This is a genomic window from Flagellimonas ulvae, from assembly GCF_049333175.1.
Taxonomy (GTDB): Bacteria; Bacteroidota; Bacteroidia; order Flavobacteriales; family Flavobacteriaceae; genus Flagellimonas.
Window position 1 is genome coordinate 3,451,089 of record NZ_CP186325.1, and the last position, 16,422, is coordinate 3,467,510.

Annotated in this window: 19 protein-coding genes and 1 tRNA gene; 4 read left to right on the plus strand and 16 right to left on the minus strand. The window is 38.5% G+C overall.

Translation table 11 applies throughout. The annotated features are described in order from the left end of the window. Window positions 1-109: 109 nt before the first annotated feature. Complete coding sequence (rfbD, locus tag ACOKFD_RS16095; RefSeq protein ID WP_422858855.1) at window positions 110-976, plus strand: dTDP-4-dehydrorhamnose reductase; 867 nt, start codon at window positions 110-112, stop codon at window positions 974-976. 711 nt (window positions 977-1,687) lie between these two features. Here rfbD and ACOKFD_RS16100 read toward each other — a convergent pair. From ACOKFD_RS16100 to ACOKFD_RS16125, 6 genes are all read right to left on the minus strand, one after another. After that, complete coding sequence (locus ACOKFD_RS16100) at window positions 1,688-3,082, minus strand: serine hydrolase domain-containing protein (RefSeq protein WP_422858856.1); 1,395 nt, start codon at window positions 3,080-3,082, stop codon at window positions 1,688-1,690. Window positions 3,083-3,143: 61 nt separating this feature from the next. After that, window positions 3,144-3,935: an AraC family transcriptional regulator gene (locus ACOKFD_RS16105; protein ID WP_422858857.1), complete on the minus strand. Its 792-nt coding sequence runs from the start codon at window positions 3,933-3,935 to the stop codon at window positions 3,144-3,146. Between the two features lie 204 nt (window positions 3,936-4,139). After that, window positions 4,140-5,240, minus strand: coding sequence for a DUF4407 domain-containing protein (locus ACOKFD_RS16110; protein ID WP_422858858.1), 1,101 nt, complete (start codon window positions 5,238-5,240; stop codon window positions 4,140-4,142). A gap of 195 nt (window positions 5,241-5,435) precedes the next feature. After that, window positions 5,436-6,914: a M56 family metallopeptidase gene (locus ACOKFD_RS16115; RefSeq protein WP_422858859.1), complete on the minus strand. Its 1,479-nt coding sequence runs from the start codon at window positions 6,912-6,914 to the stop codon at window positions 5,436-5,438. A gap of 1 nt (window position 6,915) precedes the next feature. Next, on the minus strand, window positions 6,916-7,284 hold the full coding sequence (locus ACOKFD_RS16120; protein WP_422858860.1) for a BlaI/MecI/CopY family transcriptional regulator: 369 nt from the start codon (window positions 7,282-7,284) through the stop codon (window positions 6,916-6,918). 119 nt (window positions 7,285-7,403) lie between these two features. Continuing rightward, window positions 7,404-8,792 carry a dipeptidase gene (locus ACOKFD_RS16125; protein ID WP_422858861.1) on the minus strand — a complete coding sequence of 463 codons (1,389 nt, stop codon included), beginning with the start codon at window positions 8,790-8,792 and terminating at the stop codon, window positions 7,404-7,406. A gap of 170 nt (window positions 8,793-8,962) precedes the next feature. Between ACOKFD_RS16125 and ACOKFD_RS16130 the strand changes: the two genes are divergently transcribed. Beyond that, window positions 8,963-9,044 (plus strand) — tRNA-Leu (locus ACOKFD_RS16130). Window positions 9,045-9,343: 299 nt separating this feature from the next. Here the strand turns inward: ACOKFD_RS16130 and ACOKFD_RS16135 are convergent. From ACOKFD_RS16135 to ACOKFD_RS16155, 5 genes are read right to left on the minus strand one after another with little or no spacing between them, the layout of a single operon-like run. Then, complete coding sequence (locus ACOKFD_RS16135) at window positions 9,344-9,628, minus strand: zinc-binding dehydrogenase (RefSeq protein WP_422861028.1); 285 nt, start codon at window positions 9,626-9,628, stop codon at window positions 9,344-9,346. Beyond that, the gene (locus ACOKFD_RS16140) at window positions 9,591-9,734 is read right to left on the minus strand and encodes an SRPBCC family protein (protein ID WP_422858862.1); all 144 of its coding nucleotides are present in this window, start codon (window positions 9,732-9,734) and stop codon (window positions 9,591-9,593) included. Before ACOKFD_RS16140 ends, ACOKFD_RS16135 begins: the two co-directional genes overlap by 38 nt. Window positions 9,735-9,786: 52 nt before the next feature. Further along, on the minus strand, window positions 9,787-10,203 hold the full coding sequence (locus ACOKFD_RS16145) for an SRPBCC family protein (RefSeq protein WP_422858863.1): 417 nt from the start codon (window positions 10,201-10,203) through the stop codon (window positions 9,787-9,789). A 58-nt stretch (window positions 10,204-10,261) separates the two neighbouring features. Then, on the minus strand, window positions 10,262-10,699 hold the full coding sequence (locus ACOKFD_RS16150; RefSeq protein ID WP_422858864.1) for a DinB family protein: 438 nt from the start codon (window positions 10,697-10,699) through the stop codon (window positions 10,262-10,264). Window positions 10,700-10,703: 4 nt separating this feature from the next. Beyond that, window positions 10,704-11,285: a TetR/AcrR family transcriptional regulator gene (locus tag ACOKFD_RS16155; protein WP_422858865.1), complete on the minus strand. Its 582-nt coding sequence runs from the start codon at window positions 11,283-11,285 to the stop codon at window positions 10,704-10,706. Window positions 11,286-11,370: 85 nt separating this feature from the next. Between ACOKFD_RS16155 and ACOKFD_RS16160 the strand changes: the two genes are divergently transcribed. Together ACOKFD_RS16160 and ACOKFD_RS16165 are read left to right on the plus strand one after the other, a co-directional pair. Next, entirely contained in the window at window positions 11,371-12,276 is a 906-nt protein-coding gene (locus ACOKFD_RS16160) for a helix-turn-helix domain-containing protein (protein WP_422858866.1), read from the plus strand. An 86-nt stretch (window positions 12,277-12,362) separates the two neighbouring features. After that, a complete protein-coding gene (locus tag ACOKFD_RS16165) occupies window positions 12,363-13,130 on the plus strand; it encodes an SDR family NAD(P)-dependent oxidoreductase (protein ID WP_422858867.1) in 768 nt (255 codons plus the stop codon). An 87-nt stretch (window positions 13,131-13,217) separates the two neighbouring features. Here the strand turns inward: ACOKFD_RS16165 and ACOKFD_RS16170 are convergent, their stop codons facing one another. The 5 genes from ACOKFD_RS16170 to ACOKFD_RS16190 all read right to left on the minus strand — a co-directional run bounded on the left by ACOKFD_RS16170 (window position 13,218) and on the right by ACOKFD_RS16190 (window position 16,336). Beyond that, window positions 13,218-13,571 (minus strand): SnoaL-like domain-containing protein, encoded by a 354-nt coding sequence (locus ACOKFD_RS16170; protein ID WP_422858868.1) that lies wholly within the window; start codon window positions 13,569-13,571, stop codon window positions 13,218-13,220. 59 nt (window positions 13,572-13,630) lie between these two features. Then, entirely contained in the window at window positions 13,631-14,251 is a 621-nt protein-coding gene (locus ACOKFD_RS16175; protein ID WP_422858869.1) for an SRPBCC family protein, read from the minus strand. A 29-nt stretch (window positions 14,252-14,280) separates the two neighbouring features. Then, window positions 14,281-14,784 carry an SRPBCC family protein gene (locus ACOKFD_RS16180; RefSeq protein ID WP_422858870.1) on the minus strand — a complete coding sequence of 168 codons (504 nt, stop codon included), beginning with the start codon at window positions 14,782-14,784 and terminating at the stop codon, window positions 14,281-14,283. Window positions 14,785-14,936: 152 nt separating this feature from the next. Beyond that, window positions 14,937-15,458 carry a DinB family protein gene (locus ACOKFD_RS16185; RefSeq protein WP_422858871.1) on the minus strand — a complete coding sequence of 174 codons (522 nt, stop codon included), beginning with the start codon at window positions 15,456-15,458 and terminating at the stop codon, window positions 14,937-14,939. Further along, window positions 15,458-16,336 (minus strand): RNA polymerase sigma factor, encoded by an 879-nt coding sequence (locus tag ACOKFD_RS16190; RefSeq protein WP_422858872.1) that lies wholly within the window; start codon window positions 16,334-16,336, stop codon window positions 15,458-15,460. Before ACOKFD_RS16190 ends, ACOKFD_RS16185 begins: the two co-directional genes overlap by 1 nt. Window positions 16,337-16,422 lie beyond the last annotated feature (86 nt).

A 16,422-nucleotide genomic window follows, 5' to 3' on the forward strand; every position in this document is an offset into this window, starting at 1 on the left:
ATTGACGTCAAAGTCACCCTGAATTCATTTCAGGGTCTCATTTGAATTTTATGGGATACTGAAACAAGTTCAGCATGACAAAAAAAGTGTGTTTGATTAAACTAAGAACATGAAAATATTGGTTACCGGAGCTTCCGGTCAGTTAGGTAGCACTTTGAAGGCCATGGCCTCCAAAAAACATACTGAAGGGTTAAATTTTACATTTAAATCTTCTTCTGAGTTGGACATTACTGATTTTGAAGCAGTTCGTGAGGAATTGCTTTCTTCCAACTATGCGTATTGCATCAATTGTGCGGCCTATACCCATGTGGACAAGGCGGAATCTGAAAAAGACTTGGCGTATCAAATCAATGTAAGTGGTGCACGAACTCTGGCCTTGAATTGCAATGAGAGCAAAACCGTACTTATTCATATTTCCACGGATTTTGTCTTTGATGGTTTTTTAAACACACCTTATGTAGAGGAAGACATTGCCAGACCTATTGGGTTCTATGGGGATACCAAGTTCAAAGGAGAACGAGCTATTATCAACAATCTAGATGAATACTTCATTATACGAACCTCATGGTTGTATTCCGAATTTGGGCATAACTTCATGAAGACCATGCTCCGATTGGGAAATGAAAAAAAAGAGCTGTCCGTAGTATATGATCAAATAGGCACACCCACCTACGCCCGTGATTTGGCAAATGTACTGCTGAAAATAATCAAGGCACATAGCATTGACTATGGGGTGTATCATTACAGCAATGAAGGTGTTGCCAGTTGGTATGATTTTGCCAAGGCCATTTTTGATTTTGAAAAAGTTTCGATAAAGTTATCTCCCATTCGTTCCGAAGAATATCCTACACCCGCTGAACGACCAAAGTTCAGTGTAATGGATAAGGGAAAAATCAAGAAAACCTTCAATTTGGAAATTCCTCACTGGAAGGACAGTTTAAAAGTCGCTTTAACCGAAAAATCTAAGGTAAACTAACGATAAACGGTAAAAACTTCTATTTTCAAGCCATTATCTTTCGGTTCATTGAACGAACAAGACCGTATTTCCGTCTACACTTAAAAGGTTTTTGTCCACTTTTAGAATTCTTCTTTTCAAGTTGATCCTACTTTTGATTCACCATCAAACCTATGATTAACTACTTAATTAAAAGAAATGAAGAAAAAGAAGAAAGTATATTTCGGTTTTGCATTGCTCGACAAACAAAACACATCGTATCAATTTTGCGATATTATTATGGATAGGGAGGAGATGATAATCAATCTCCATACCCCCATAATATTGCAATAACAAAAGTTAGATAGTGTTGCCTTAAACTTTAGGGAAACCCTATAATCCCTTTATCAGGAATTTAAGGAATCATTTTACTATTCCCACTGGAAAGATAGTCTAGAAGTTGCTTTAAAGGTTCATACGAAATTGATATTTGACGTATTGTTTCCTTTAAGGACCCTCAAAAGGTTTTAGACTTTTTGGATATCTATACTATTTGGTTGTGGTTAGATATAAACTCTTAAAAAAGGGCTAGCACTTATCGATCTTGTATATGAAATGTAGTGCAGTAAATAAATACTTAATCTTCGGATAAACAAAAGCCAAATTTAAAAATTTAGCGGACTTGCAAATATTTCTTAGCTTACAGTAATTAACTATTTGAAAATGAGTTATATGCCTTATTGTCAGCACTTTTTATTCCACTTTCTCAAACGCATTTACATTCCCTAAAGACATATATTTAATTTCTCCGTTTCCGTTTTGTAAAAATCCCATAATCCTTTTTCCATCGTAACTTTTGAACAATAATGTTTCTACTTGATAAAATTTTCTACCAAAGCCCGAAAGCGTATTGTCATCATTTGCTGTAAGTTCATAAATCGGTTGTTGGTCACTATCTGGACAAATATAGCAGAAGGACATCCATTTATAATTTCCTGTAAATTTAGATATATCACTATTCATCCTTTTAGGATTGGAATCGACATCAGCCTTATTGCCAAAATGATCTAAAACTTGAGATACAACTTTACCTCTCAAATTTGTATTCTCGTGATGATGAACGACGAAAATACCTAGATTAATTTCGGGTACTAAAGTTATAAATGAGCTATATCCTAACATATCTCCTCCGTGATTATATGCTTTAAGTCCAAATTGATTTTTTTCATAAAAACCGTTCGCAAAGCCGTGAACTGCGGGATTTACAGAGAGTTGTTGAGTTTGCATCGACAAAGCTGTTTCTGTGTTCAGAATTTTGACTTCGTTTAATTTGCCGAGATTAAGATGCATTTGCAAATACTTTCCCATATCTGCGGTAGTACTATTAATTGAGGAAGCAGGATAAGTATGATACCATTCCCAAGGTTGAGGAACGTTGATACCATTTTCATATTCATAACCTATTGATAAATTGTTGTCCCGATTCTTAGGCAATTCTATGCTCGTCAATGACATACCGAGCGGTTCCCAAATGTTCTTTTTCATATAGTCCTCAAGGGTAAGTCCGCTAATATCCTCTACCAACAATCCAGCGAGTGCAATTCCGAAAGTAGAGTATGCCGAAACAATTCCGGGTTTCCTCAATCTTATCAATTTACCGTCAAGAAAAGCTTCCAACGGCATATGTTGGGCTTGTTTAAAAACTCTTCTTCCTTTTAATTCATCAAATCCAGCACTATGTGTCAATAGATGAGATGCAGTAATAGGTTCGTTATCCTTAGCTGGAACTTTTACTGATTTTAAATACAGGTTGACATCTTGATGTATGTCAATCAGGTTTTTATCTTTGAGTTGAAGTAAAGCCGTTGCGGTGAACGTTTTTGTTATTGAGCCAATTCTGAAAATGGTAGAATCAGGATTGACAGATTTAGCATTTTTGCCTAAAGTTGCATATCCGTATCCTTTTTTTAGTAAGGTTTTTCCATCTTTTACGATGATAAACGATGCTCCTGGAATATGCTCCGACTCCATTGTATTTAAAATCAAAGAATCGAGTTTGCTCTCCAAAAAACTAATATCATATTCTTTTTTTTGTGAGAATGCAATGGTAGTTATCAGTGCTAAAAGTATTGAAAGATAAATTTTCATATGCTCGGTTTTAAAAACAAAGATGAAGATTTATAGTTCGTATCTATTGTAAAATATTGCACTAAACTGAGAAGAAGGCATTTTGGTACTCTAATGGATTAACTCCAATGAATCGCTTAAAGTTTTTATAGAAATGTGAGTTGTCGTAAAACCCACAGTCGATAGCAACATTGAATATTGGTTTTCCATTTTTCAACATCTCTTTGCTTTGCTCAATTTTTTTTAGAAGGATGAAGTTATTAGGGGTTAATCCTGTTTCTTGCTTAAACAGTCGAATGAATTTATACTTATTTATTCCAAATTGTGATGCCGTTTTGCCCAACGAAAAAGTATCAAAAGATGTGTTGTTGATAAAACTTTGAAAAAGTTGTTTTGTGCCATAATTAATTTCTTTTTGGTATGAATATTTTGAAATTATCGAGGTCAACGCTGATTTAAGTTTCTTTTCAAGCTGAACATAGCTGTTATTGAAGTTGTGTGATAAAAAATAAAGTTTACTAAATATGTTTTGGTCATAGATGATGTTGTCCTTGAAAAACACATCTTGACCGTTGTTTAGTTTCTTAACTACGTCTGGCGAGATGTAGAATGTGAAAAATGAATTCCCAATAATGTTGTCGCAAGGTGTAGCGTGAACCTCTTTGGAATTAGTAATACAAATTGTTCCAACAGGTGCTTTTAAATGTTTATCGGCAAGTTTCGTATTAAAAGTATTTTTTAAAATTAGTGAAATGTTGAATGTGTCGTGAGCGTGAAATGGGAAATCAAATGTATAAGACTTTGCATTTAGCAATTCCAGTCCGTCAAGAACGGGAAGTCGATGGTATTCATTTATATCAGTTTCAGTTTTCAATTTTTACTATTAGGCGTAATGTCGATTTAAATTGCTGGTAACAATTAGGATATGCTTCGTTTTAATGAGCTATATCGTACGATACGTGAAGTTCGGGAATTTCAGTGAAAAATGCCAACCCAAGTTCAAGGGAACAAGTTTTGGATTGACCGTTAAGTTAAGAATATATTGATTTGTGAAATTAGTAGGTAAATCCAGAGGACATTAAAGCCCCTTTATCTGAACTTTATGGAATGAATCGGCCTGCAAACGCAATAACTCTTCGGCTTTCTCTTTTTTGTAGCGGTAGAGCTCCTCTTCATTTTTGATATCCTCATAAATCTTTTGGTTGAGTTCACCATCTGTTGAGAACAATAATTTGCGCTGTGCTACCTTTTGGGTAACCCATGTAGCGACCACACTTTCTTGTTCTTCAAATTTGTAATCGTATTCCCCTTTTGGTGCCAACAATTTTGCAATGATGGGAGCCGTTTCTATGGCTAAGAACAACAAGAAAATAAAGAAGGAGGGTAGCCAAGGTAATTTGTTCAGTGCATTGATACGGGCCATTAGACCGTCAAATCCATCAATTACGGGTTGGGAGTCTGCAACTGCAGTAGTGTAATCAGTACCTAAGGCTGCTATTTGGGCCTCTATGTTTTCAATCTTAGCCCTATTGGATTCCTTAAGTTGCCTCAATTCGGCCAAATAAGCATCATGTTTCTCCCTTTTTTCCTTGTAGACAGGACCTTTTCCCAAAAGTCCGGTCCCAGCAGTCCCTTCAGCTTCGGAAATATAGGTATCGTACAACTCATTGGTTTCTGCTTCCTTGGATGCAATCTCAGCTTTTAAATTGGATATTTCTTGGTTTAAGCCTTCAATCGTGGGAGTGTATTGCAAAGCCAATTGTTCTTTGTTGGCCAAGGTCATTGCATTTTTTTCTTCCAACAGCACCTGATTGATTTCTTTTTCAAAGATTTTCATTTCCAAGGGTTTTGAAATCACAACAGCGATAATAATGGCCAAAACAATTCTGGGAGCTGCTTGAAGCAATTCACTTTTGATATTGTCCCTTTTTTTGATTGTCGATACAATGTATCGGTCTAGATTGAAAATCAAAAGGCCCCAAATCAATCCAAAGAAAACAGCGGTGTATACATTGTCAAAGACGGTGTAAAGTGCATACCCACTGGCAATAAAGGCCATCACCGCGGTAAAGAAAACGGTAGCGCCTATTCCAGCATATTTATTGCGTTCCCCATTGGAACAAGTTTCTAAAATTTGGGTGTCTGCTCCTGAGCAGAAAATGAAAAAGCGTTGCAACATGATAGTGTTCGTTTGGTTCTGACCCTTCGACAGGCTCAGGATAAATTTCCTTATTAGAACGTGGTTTTCATGAATTTGTTACAAAAAAAGCCTTCATATTGAAGGCTTTAACAGCTTTGTAACAGAAAAGAATCATTTTTTGATTCAATCTTTATTCAAAAAAAACTTTGTGAGCCTTACCTCAATTATTTGCTCCTATTTTTTTGATGTTTTTGAAATTGTAATTGGGTTCTTGGATATTTTCACTTGAGGTTTTGACGAATTGTGTCTTTTGGTTTGAATGTTTAAGCTTTCATTACCTTTTAATAGCTCAATGGCCTTATCCGAAGAAATTTTCTGGTTTTCATAATAAAAATCAGCTCCTTTTTTTGCCATGGCAATTATATGTTCTAAAGGGGATTCGGGTTCCGGAGGAGAAGGAGGTGTATCTAAACCTATTTCGGCTTCACCTGCTTTTATTGGGGTAGGAGGAGAGGGAGGAGCCAGGGGCTTAGGCGGAATTATGCTCATGCCACCTTTTGCTTTGGATAGATGGGTCTTTTTAAACTCTTTGTCTATTTGGAGCCTACGCGCTTGACTTGTATTCTGTATGTGAATGTCTGGTTGGAAGGAAGTATAATCCGTTTCTTCCCATTCTTTGGTCATAGCATCAAGAGTTTTTGCAAAATCCTTCAATGCGACCTCTTTTCCGTTAACTTCTATTCGTCCTTCATTAATTTTAATGTAAATACTTTCTTGTTGAATATCATTGGATAGGTTCAACGAAGTTTCAGGAAGTATAGGAACATATTGTGTTTCGCTGAAACTCCATAAAAGCATACTAACCAAAGGTAGAATGAGCAGCACTCTAATCAATTTTGCTCTGTTTGATGTTTGTTTTTTCATGATTGTGAATCGTTTTTTGATTGATGAATAATGGATGGAACTGGCCATCTTGACTGACTGATATTTTAGTTGACTTTCTACGGATAGATAGGACAACAAGGTGTTTTGATATTTTTTAGGGGAATCCAGCTTACGTAGAACTGCATCATCAGCAAGAAACTCGTGGTTCAATTTGATACTGTTTTTGAAAAGATAAATCAGCGGATTGAACCAAAAAAGTACCTGCAATAATTCCACAAACAATATATCATAGGTATGACCCTGTTTTGCATGGGTTTCTTCGTGCAATAACACTTCAGGGGCAAAGGAATTGGACTTGAATTTTTCGCTCTCAAGAAAAACATACCTAAGAAAAGTATGGGGTGGAAGTTTCTCATCGATAAGGACTTTGATATGGGAAACTTCCTTTATTTTTTGATTTCTTCGGATTCTGAGAACGATATCCGTAAGGTTTTTCACAAAACGAATGCTAAAGAGGAATACTCCCATACTATATAGCGACCAAGCTAAAAGTGAAAAATTTAGGGTATCCCAATCGCTTATGGTTTTCTGAGGATTCGAGATTGAAGAAATAGATTCGGAAGAAGAGATTGGTGTTTGAATGATTTCGACCGCAGGTGCATCCACATACTGAACAAAGACTATGCCTGGGATTACAAAAGATAAAACCAGGGAGCCTAAAAGATAAAATCTTTTTAATCGATGCATTTGGACATTTTCCAGCAGTCCTTTGTAGAAAAGAAAGAAGAGGGTTAAACAAGCCGCAGATTTCAATAGATATAAAACCATCTTACTTTCTTTTGATTTCTTGGTCTATTAATTTTTTGAGTTCCTCTAGTTCCGATTTGCTTAAATCGGTCTCTTGGGTAAAGAAGGAAGCAAACTGGCTTGCGCTGCCATTGAAAAAACTCTTTATTAGTCCGTTCATTTGTTTAGCGAAATAATCCTTTTTTTTGACCAAGGGATAATACTCTCTCGAACGTCCCACATTACTATAGTTAACAAACCCTTTATCTGTCATGCGTTTTAACAATGTGGCGACCGTTGTGGTTGCCGGCTTTGGCTCCGGATAACTATCAAGTAAGTCCTTCATAAAGGCCTTTTTTCGTTTCCAAAGCATATTCATCAATTCTTCCTCTGATTTTGACAATTGTGGCATATGAATAATATACTTGTTCTACAAACATAGAATAAAAAGTTTAATTCTACAAGTGTAGAGTAAAAAATCTAAATCGAGACAAGCAAATAAAGCCTCTTACGCCTCAAAAACAAGGAAATTTAAGTAGACAACTCCGTGTAGTATTTATAAAAATAGGGAATGGTCTCAATGCCCTTAAGAAAGTTCCATACTCCAAAATGTTCATTAGGGGAGTGAATGGCATCGCTATCCAATCCAAATCCCATTAGAATAGTCTTGCTTTTCAAAACTTCCTCAAACAAAGCCACGATGGGAATACTTCCTCCGGTTCGCTCCGGGACAGGTTTTTTGCCAAAAGTGGTTTCATAGGCCTTTGCGGCTGCTTGGTATCCAATACTATTGGTTTTGGTAACATAAGGTAGCCCGCCATGATGCGGAGTCACTTTTACTTTAACTCCTTTTGGAGCAATGGCTTCAAAATGTTTAATGAAGAGTTCCGTAATTTCATCAGGGTCTTGATCAGGGACCAAACGCATGGAGATTTTGGCAAAGGCTTTGCTGGCGATTACTGTTTTTGCGCCTTCACCTGTGTATCCGCCCCAAATACCATTGACATCCAAGGTGGGTCGAATGGAATAACGTTCTGGTGTTCGATACCCTTTTTCGCCATATACGTCATCTATGTCCAAAGCCTTTTTGTAGGCTTCTAAATCAAAAGGCGCTTCGGCCATTTCGGCTCTCTCTGCTTCAGTAAGCTCTTCTACTTTATCGTAAAACCCGGGAATGGTGATATGTCCATTCTCATCATGTAAAGAGGCAATCATTTTACTAAGTATGTTGATTGGATTGGGAACTGCGCCTCCATAAATACCCGAATGCAGGTCACGGTTGGGACCGGTAACCTCAATTTCAACATAACTAAGACCACGAAGCCCTGTGGTAATGGACGGGATATCATTGGCAATCATTCCAGTGTCTGAAATTAGAATGATATCATTGGCCAGTTTGTCTTTATGGTCCTCCAAAAATTCCGCAAGGCTATCACTGCCCACTTCTTCTTCCCCTTCAATCATAAACTTTACATTACAGGGAAGCTGATTGTTTTTAATCATGAATTCGGCAGCCTTAACGTGCATGAACATTTGCCCTTTATCGTCACACGCACCTCGCGCAAAAATGGCACCCTCAGGATGCAAATCTGTTTTTTTGATAACTGGCTCAAAAGGAGGTGAAGTCCATAAATCCATGGGGTCTGGGGGTTGTACGTCATAATGCCCATATACCAGAATGGTAGGGAGATTGGTATCTACCATTTTCTCCCCATATACTACGGGGTATCCCTTGGTCTCACAGATTTCCGTATGGTCGCATCCAGCATCCTTAAGAGATTGTTCCACTACTTTGGCAGTTTCCAGAACATCTTGTGAGAATGCAGTATCTGCGCTAATGGATGGTATCTTTAAAAGATCAATAAGTTTGTTGATGAATCGGTCTTTGTGGGTGTTGATGTAGTCGTTGATTTGTTCCATGAAATAGTTAAAAAGGACTCTAAAAGTACAAAAAACAAGTTTTTAAAGACAGCCGATTTGCAAATCGGAAAATTGAATTATATTTGCACTCCTTCTGCGGATGTGGTGGAATTGGTAGACACGCTAGACTTAGGATTTAAACAAGAAAAGTTCATTAAAATTTTGAAATTGCGGCTGTGATGGAATTGGTAGACATGCTTGACTTAGGATCAAGTGCCGCGAGGCGTGGGGGTTCGACTCCCTTCAGCCGCACTATTTCAAGATTTTTTTAGATAGAAAAAGGCTCTCAAATTTGAGAGCCTTTTTTGTTTGGGTACAACATAGGTACAACATTTTGATGTTTTCTTTAACTACATTGAGATTCGTATGGTTTGATATTAAATAAGATTGAACACTATTTTTTATTCTACCACGTCATAAAATTTGCGTTTATTAATCCCATTCAGCATATTCCCTTTCTCTTCATTTCCGGGAAAGAGCTTCACTACGAGAATCTTAGACACAACCCACAATTTCAGCTTTTCGTTCCGTTATGTGAACCTTTTCCGATTTCATCCTAAGCTGATAACTACCTTACCTTTTGTTCTACCAGAAGCGATATGTTGATGTGCTTTTTCCATTTCACCAAACTGATATACCTTGTCTATGTGTGGGACGATAACTTCAGTACCTAACAAATTTGCTATTCGTTGCATATCAGCATCGCTTGATTCTAAAAGAATAAAGAAGGCTTCTATATTCTTGTTCTTTGCCTTTTTAACAATTGCATCATCGATTGGACCAGGAAGACTGATTATTTTACCACCTTCTTCTGTCCGAAGATGTACCGTGAGAATCCTTTAAACAGGGATTCCATTTGTGAATGTTGTCGAAATCATCCAAAACGCTCCATACCTCTTCTTTGGAAAAGTGCATTGTGCGCTTAGCTGTTATTTGTTCCATATATTTTTGTTAAATACCACTCACTTTTAGATGGACGGTATGATGTTAAGGCTCAGGCCTTAGCAAATTCAGCCAAACTTGCGGCCGCTGCTTGGTAAATACCCTCGATGTTTTGCTTGATTTCAGGAAAAGCCGGCTCGTTTTCCTCGGTGATATCAAAGGTCACGTCCCAATGCATCGTTGTGTTATCGCCATTGGGTTCTAATTTGATGACCCCTTCGATATCGCTTATGGGCATAAAGTCCTGCTTGTCGATAGTGTACTTAAAGACTTTGTTTTCTCCGTCGGAATGGATGGTCTCATAGAGCGTAGCTCCTTCTGGTGTGGTACACACGCGCTTGTTGCCATCTACCGAGCAAGTAGCGATAATGGGCATCCACTTGTCCATATTAGTACCTGGTCCTACTTTCGCCCATACTTTATCGATTGGCGCATTTACGGTGTTTGTTGTTTTGATTTCTTTTTTCATTTTTAAACGATTTATGTTAATTAAATAGATATGTCTGTCTAATGATTAGACAAATTTTTTACCACCCGATATATGAAGGTGGTTTAATATTTTTATGACGCAGATAAACGACCATCTGCCCTCGGTGGTGCGAGAGGTGGTTATCCATTACGTTTGCTATTTGATATTTTTTGCTCTTGCCGTACCACACATCAACTACCTCGTGCAGTTGGTCATCGTTCATCGCTTCGAGGTGCTCTATAAAAGTGTCGAAGAATTCTTCCAGTGCGTTTTGAACCAATTCTTTTGAGGTCATCTTTACCTTTGGAAACTCTTGGTCGGTGACAAATCGACTGTGGGTACGTAGCCAACTGGTTATGTGGCTCAATTGGGATTTATAGGCCTTCATTCCATCCACGGGTTTGAAATCCAAATCCTCTTCGGGCATCAGGTCCACGAATTTGAGAGTGTACCTTTTATTACCCTTCCATTTTTTGATGAGTTCTTCCTTTTTCAATTTGCTATGGATTTAAAATCAGTTTCAGTTGTACCAAAAAGGCATCAAGGGGTTCGTGGTGCATTCCGGATTTCATCAATACTAAAGCACCATTGTACATAGAAAGCATTGTGAGTGTCAACGCGCGTGCCTGCATACGGTTGGCAATGGTGCCATGGTTTTGTCCTTCTTCTATGCAAGCCTGAAAAATGTCTACAAAACTTTCGAAATTGCGATTGCAGGCCTCGGTAAAAGTGGGATTGACTTGACCAAGTTCCTGAGTCATTCCCACCAGCAGACAACCCCATTTATAGTTCTCTTTTTTATAGCCCTCAACAAATAGCTCGAATAAATGCAATAATCGTTGTTTTGGATTCAAGGAAGTATCGGTAAGCATTTGCTCCATATAATCTGTGGACCAAACACCGTAAAAGTCCAATACTTGTGTCCCAAAGTCGTCTTTGTCCTTGAAGAAATTGTAAAAGGACCCACGGGAAATACCTGCCTCTTTCAGGATTTCGTTTGTACCGGTGTTGTGATAACCGTTCAAACGGAAGAGCTCCATCCCTTTTCTCAATACATCTTCTTTATTATGCTTGATATTCATAATCACGTCAATTAGACCAATCAATCTAGTTGCAAATATGCGCACATTTTTTTAATTAGACAAATCAATCTAATTATATTTGTATATGGCGAAAATTAATTCTTATGACTCCCTTTCTGCACTTTATGAAGATAATGAAGTAGCCAAGCCTATTACCCAAGAAATCGATTTTACCATCCATAGAATGCAAGATGTGCATTCCAAGCCAGTGGAATCACCCGTGTTTAGGGCAAATTATTTTTCCTTCCTTGTTGTTGAATATGGTAAAAGTTTCTACACTATAGACAGCCATCGCTTTGATGTTGGGCCTAACACCTTATACTTTACCAATCCTGGCCATTTAAAATCTTTTGGAATAGAGGAAGTGGTCAGCGGTTTCATCATTACCACCACCGAGAGATTTTTAAAGGAAAACTTGAATAACGACGTTTTTAGCGAATTTGAATTTCTGCTTTCGGAAACCGTTCCGCCTACTACTTTGACTTCTGCCCAGACCCAACAGCTATTGAATTTTTGCGAGGAGATAGAATCGGCCTATAAGAGCAACTCGCAACTTCAAAAGAAAATTTTAAGTTCGCTGTTCGTGGTGTTTTTGCTGAACATCAAAGAAATTCTGATGGCTAATAAACGATTTGTCCTTGAGCTTGACCGTGACAGCGAAATCGTTCATCAATTCAAAAAAAATATAGAAAGAGCTTTTAGGTTGGGAATCAAAAACCAAGATAAAATCAAGGTTGCCGCTTTCGCAGAAGCGCAATCGCTGCATCCAGCTTATTTTTCCACGGTCATAAAAACTAAAACTGGGCAAACGGCAAGCCATTGGATTCAAAAGAAACTTTTGGAAGAGTCCAAAGCACTCTTGATGAATACATCCCAACCCATAAAAAGCATTGCCTATAAGTTGGGTTATAGTGAGCCCACACACTTCACAAAATTCTTTAAAAAGGCTACTCAAATGACTCCAAGGCAGTACAAAAAAGCCAATTCTTAAAACTGCGCCAGTTTTACTAAAATCTGCACCTTTTGTGAGGCTGTTTCTGTTTGCACCTTTGTATCGAACAAAAAACAAATAGCATTATGGAAACTTCAAAAAACAAAATTGCATTGATAACCGGCGGAAGCCGAGGATTAGGAAAAGATATGGCACTAAGTATCGCTGAGCGTGGAAATGACGTTATCATTACCTACAACTCAAATAAAGAAGCTTCGGAACAGGTCGTTACTTCCATTCAGGAAAAAGGACAAAAGGCAGTCGCGCTTCAATTGTCGGTAGAGGATAGCGGTTCTTTCAACAATTTTAAAGCTACTGTTGAAACTGCACTTCAAGATACCTTTGGCGCTTCAACGTTTGATTATCTGGTCAATAATGCTGGAATAGGCATACACGCAATGGTTGCGGAAACTTCAATGGAACAGTTTAACCAATTGTTCAATATCCATTTAAAAGGACCTTTCTTTTTAACACAAACGCTATTGCCACTTATTTCCGATGGTGGTGGCATTGTAAATGTTTCTACGGGATTGGCACGTTTTGCTCTGCCAGGATACGGTGCTTATGCTTCTATGAAAGGCGGTATGGAAGTATTTACTAAATACTTGGCCAAAGAGCTTGGTAACCGTGGCATCAATGCCAATATCATCGCACCAGGTGCCATAGCCACGGATTTTGGTGGCGGTGTTGTGCGGGATAACGAAGAAGTCAATAACCATATTAGCTCTACCATAGCGTTGGGTCGTGTGGGCGAGGCCAATGATATCGGTAGCGTGGTTGCTTTTCTCTGTAGCGAGGATGCCAATTGGGTCAACGCGCAACGTATAGAAATCTCTGGTGGGCAGAATATTTGATTCCGAAATAAACTTTTGTTGCACCAATTGAAAAAGCCCTTGACGATTTTAGTATCAAGGGCTTTGCTATTAATCAATTGTTAAATTCTAATAAAAAAACTGCTCACTAAAAATCTTCCCATCTTCCACTTTGTAAACAATAATCTCGTCCAATGGCCATTTGTTACCATCTTTCAGTTCAACGGTCATTTTGTAGGAAATGGCGATATAGTCCTTGGCCACAATGGCATCACCTACTTCCATACCATCGACACCAGCAATGTTTTCTTGCATTGCGACATCCTTGGCCTTTATGGCTTCGACACCCTTTACGTGCGCAAAGTGCTCGCTCTGGGGTTCGATATGCTCTGCATCAGGATGAAAGAGTTCATCATAAACATCGTTTAATTTGCCTTCTCGTAGAAGGCTTACCAATTTGTTTGCTACTTCTTGATTTGTCATTGTACGCTTGTTTTTAATTTTAGATAAATGCAATTGCCGTATGTTATAGCAACCACACATTACTTACTTTCGATAACTTTTGGTTCTGGATATTTATCCTTTATTTCATCGTACTTGCCATTGCCACCACGAACGATTTCACCAGTTTCAACATAATGTTTAAGCCCGATGAGAGTACCCTTCAATTGTTTTTTGAACTGTCCCTTGGCAATAAAGCCTATAAACGCGGGCTTGGTACGGAACTGGAATTCATACTCTGCGGTCGATGTGCCGTTGCCATTGTCCTTTACACGGTAAAAGGCTTGGGAATTGTCAAGGTTTAATGGTAGCTTTTTCCCATCGACGATAGTATTGCGCATTACCATATTTTCCTTATCGATATCGGCAATCTTCTCGTGCGACCATTGGGTACCCTTCTCATTAAAAAGGCATTTACGCTCTGCACCCTCAACGCCTTTTAATGAACCGTTTTCATAATTTGAGGTGTAGATGTAAGGCGAGAAATTCGAGATTTTGCCGTAGTCCTCGACCATTGCTTCCCATACCAGCTCGGCAGGGGCATCTATCTTTAGCGAGACGCGAACGGTCTTATAGTTCTTTTCCATTGATTGGGCAAACACATTGGTGCCCAATAGCCCTATCAGGACTGTTGCTGTTATTGTTTTAATCGCTTTTTTCATTTTTATATTTTTTAATTGTACTCTATTCTTTATGCGGCTTTTTTGCCTTTCTTTTTGAAATATTTTTGGTCGGATTTGATTTTTGCCTCGGACTGTTTACCAGTTTCGATATAGTATTTTAAATCTTCCATCGTAGTATAAATGTCCTTGCGCATTTTGGGCTTTATCATCCAGCCCATCAAAAGGCCTGGTAGAGTCGCAAGGGTCACATCCAAGTCCATCGTGACGGAGGACGTGTTGATGCTCAGCGGCTTCACTTTCCAATTTGCGGTAGCGGCTTTCATTATGAAAGGGGTATCATCCAGATGGTACTGCAATTCCATCTTATCGGCATCCGCACGGTCTATGATTTCGCTCACGTCGCCGAACACGGTCGAGCAGGTCCTGCCCACGTAATCGCTGCCCACAACCTCGCGTTCCTTGGATTCGTTTACGGTACTTGCCCATTGACAAGCATCGCCATAGTTGGTGTATAGCACGTCCCAGACTTTTTGGGCAGGTTCGTTAATCTGAAGGGTCTTATTGATTTTCATATCTAAATAACTTTTTGCGCTTTCGTAAAGTGAAACTTTCACAAAAGCATTTACCACTTAGATTCAAGAATGGCAAGCCTGTGACAACTTCCATTAAAAAATCCCAAACTTTCGTTTAGGATTCTTCGCTATAAATACATTAAGAATGGGAATTACCAAGCAATAAACTCTGGTGGCTTTTTACCTTTTATCCGTAAGTGTACAATTGCCTGCGCCCTATGATGGGCTGTATGGGCAAAGACAATTTCCAGAATGTTTCGACGTGTCATTCTGCCCGCCCAAAAAGAGGTGGTTTCCTCAAAATATGTGGCTTCCTTGGCGGTCATTGCATCGCGTAAAGAATGAAATTGGGCAGTCAGATAAGCGATTACCGCTGCTTTATCATTTTCATTTTTGGGTGGTTTGATTTTATCAAATTTTATGGCAGACTTACCAATATAGGCCATTGCCTCACCGATGTGAACGAGCTGTTTCCCAAAAGTTCTAACACCAGTTGCGGGTTGAAAACTGAAATCTTCCGTTGGCATAGCTTCGGCCACCTTTATGGAATACTCAAGACTATTTTCCAATTTTTTGAGGTATTCTTCTTTAAAAATGCTTTGTTGTGCGGTCATAGTCGTGCAGGATGAGAGCAAAAGCGTTGCAATTGCAGAGAGTAATTTTAAGATTTTCATCAGTTGAGCTTCATCAGGTTTTTGATATGGTCGTTATTTATAATGTCTTCCAGAAAAGTACGCCTGTCAAAATCCTTTTTGTAAGGAAGGTTACCATATAGCTCTGCATACTTCTCATCTATAATGTCCATCATCTCATCGGCATCCCCTTTTATTTCTTTTTTGAAATTGGAATACTCGCTTCGGTTGAACAATAGGTTCTTGCTGTCAATGATTTTATTGTTCAAGGCAAACGTGACCTTTTTATGACAGCGACAGGGATTGGCCTTGTTGACCAATCCACATTTATCATTCATAAAATTGAAGATATCCTTTCGTGCACGAGATAGCCGTTGCCTGAAGTTATCTTTGGAAATCTCAAGAATTTCAGAACCCAGTGTATGGTCTGCATTGAACATTTCGCCCAAGATGTACACCAACCGTTGGTCTCGGGTAAGGCATAGCAACATACCGCTCATACAGCTGTAGTTCATTTCCTTGATGAACTCCTTATTTTCTTTCTGTTCCATTTCGGTAAGCGGATGGTCTGGTGTCATCTCAAGTCCTTGGGCCATCTTGTCAAAACTTTCGAACACCGATTCATTAGGCCTGCGTTTGGATACCAGAAAATGGTTCACCACGATTCGGTACGCCCAGGTGCGGAAGGAACTTTTGCCTTCAAACTTAGATAAATGGGTTACGATTTTGATAGTTGCCTCTTGGGTTAAATCTTCAGCATCAGAAGGATGGCGAACCATTTTCCACGCGATATTGTAGATATATGGTTGGTGTTTTAATATAAGGTCTTCCAAAGACTTTTTGTCACCAGCTTGCGCTTCTTTAACCAATCTGGTATCGGTTTTATCGCTTTTATATTCTTTAAGGAATGGATTGTCCATAGTCATTTTTTTCTACTTAGATGCACCATCTTTCAATGTGTGACAACTTTGATATAATATATTCTTTTTTGATAAAGTTGTCACAC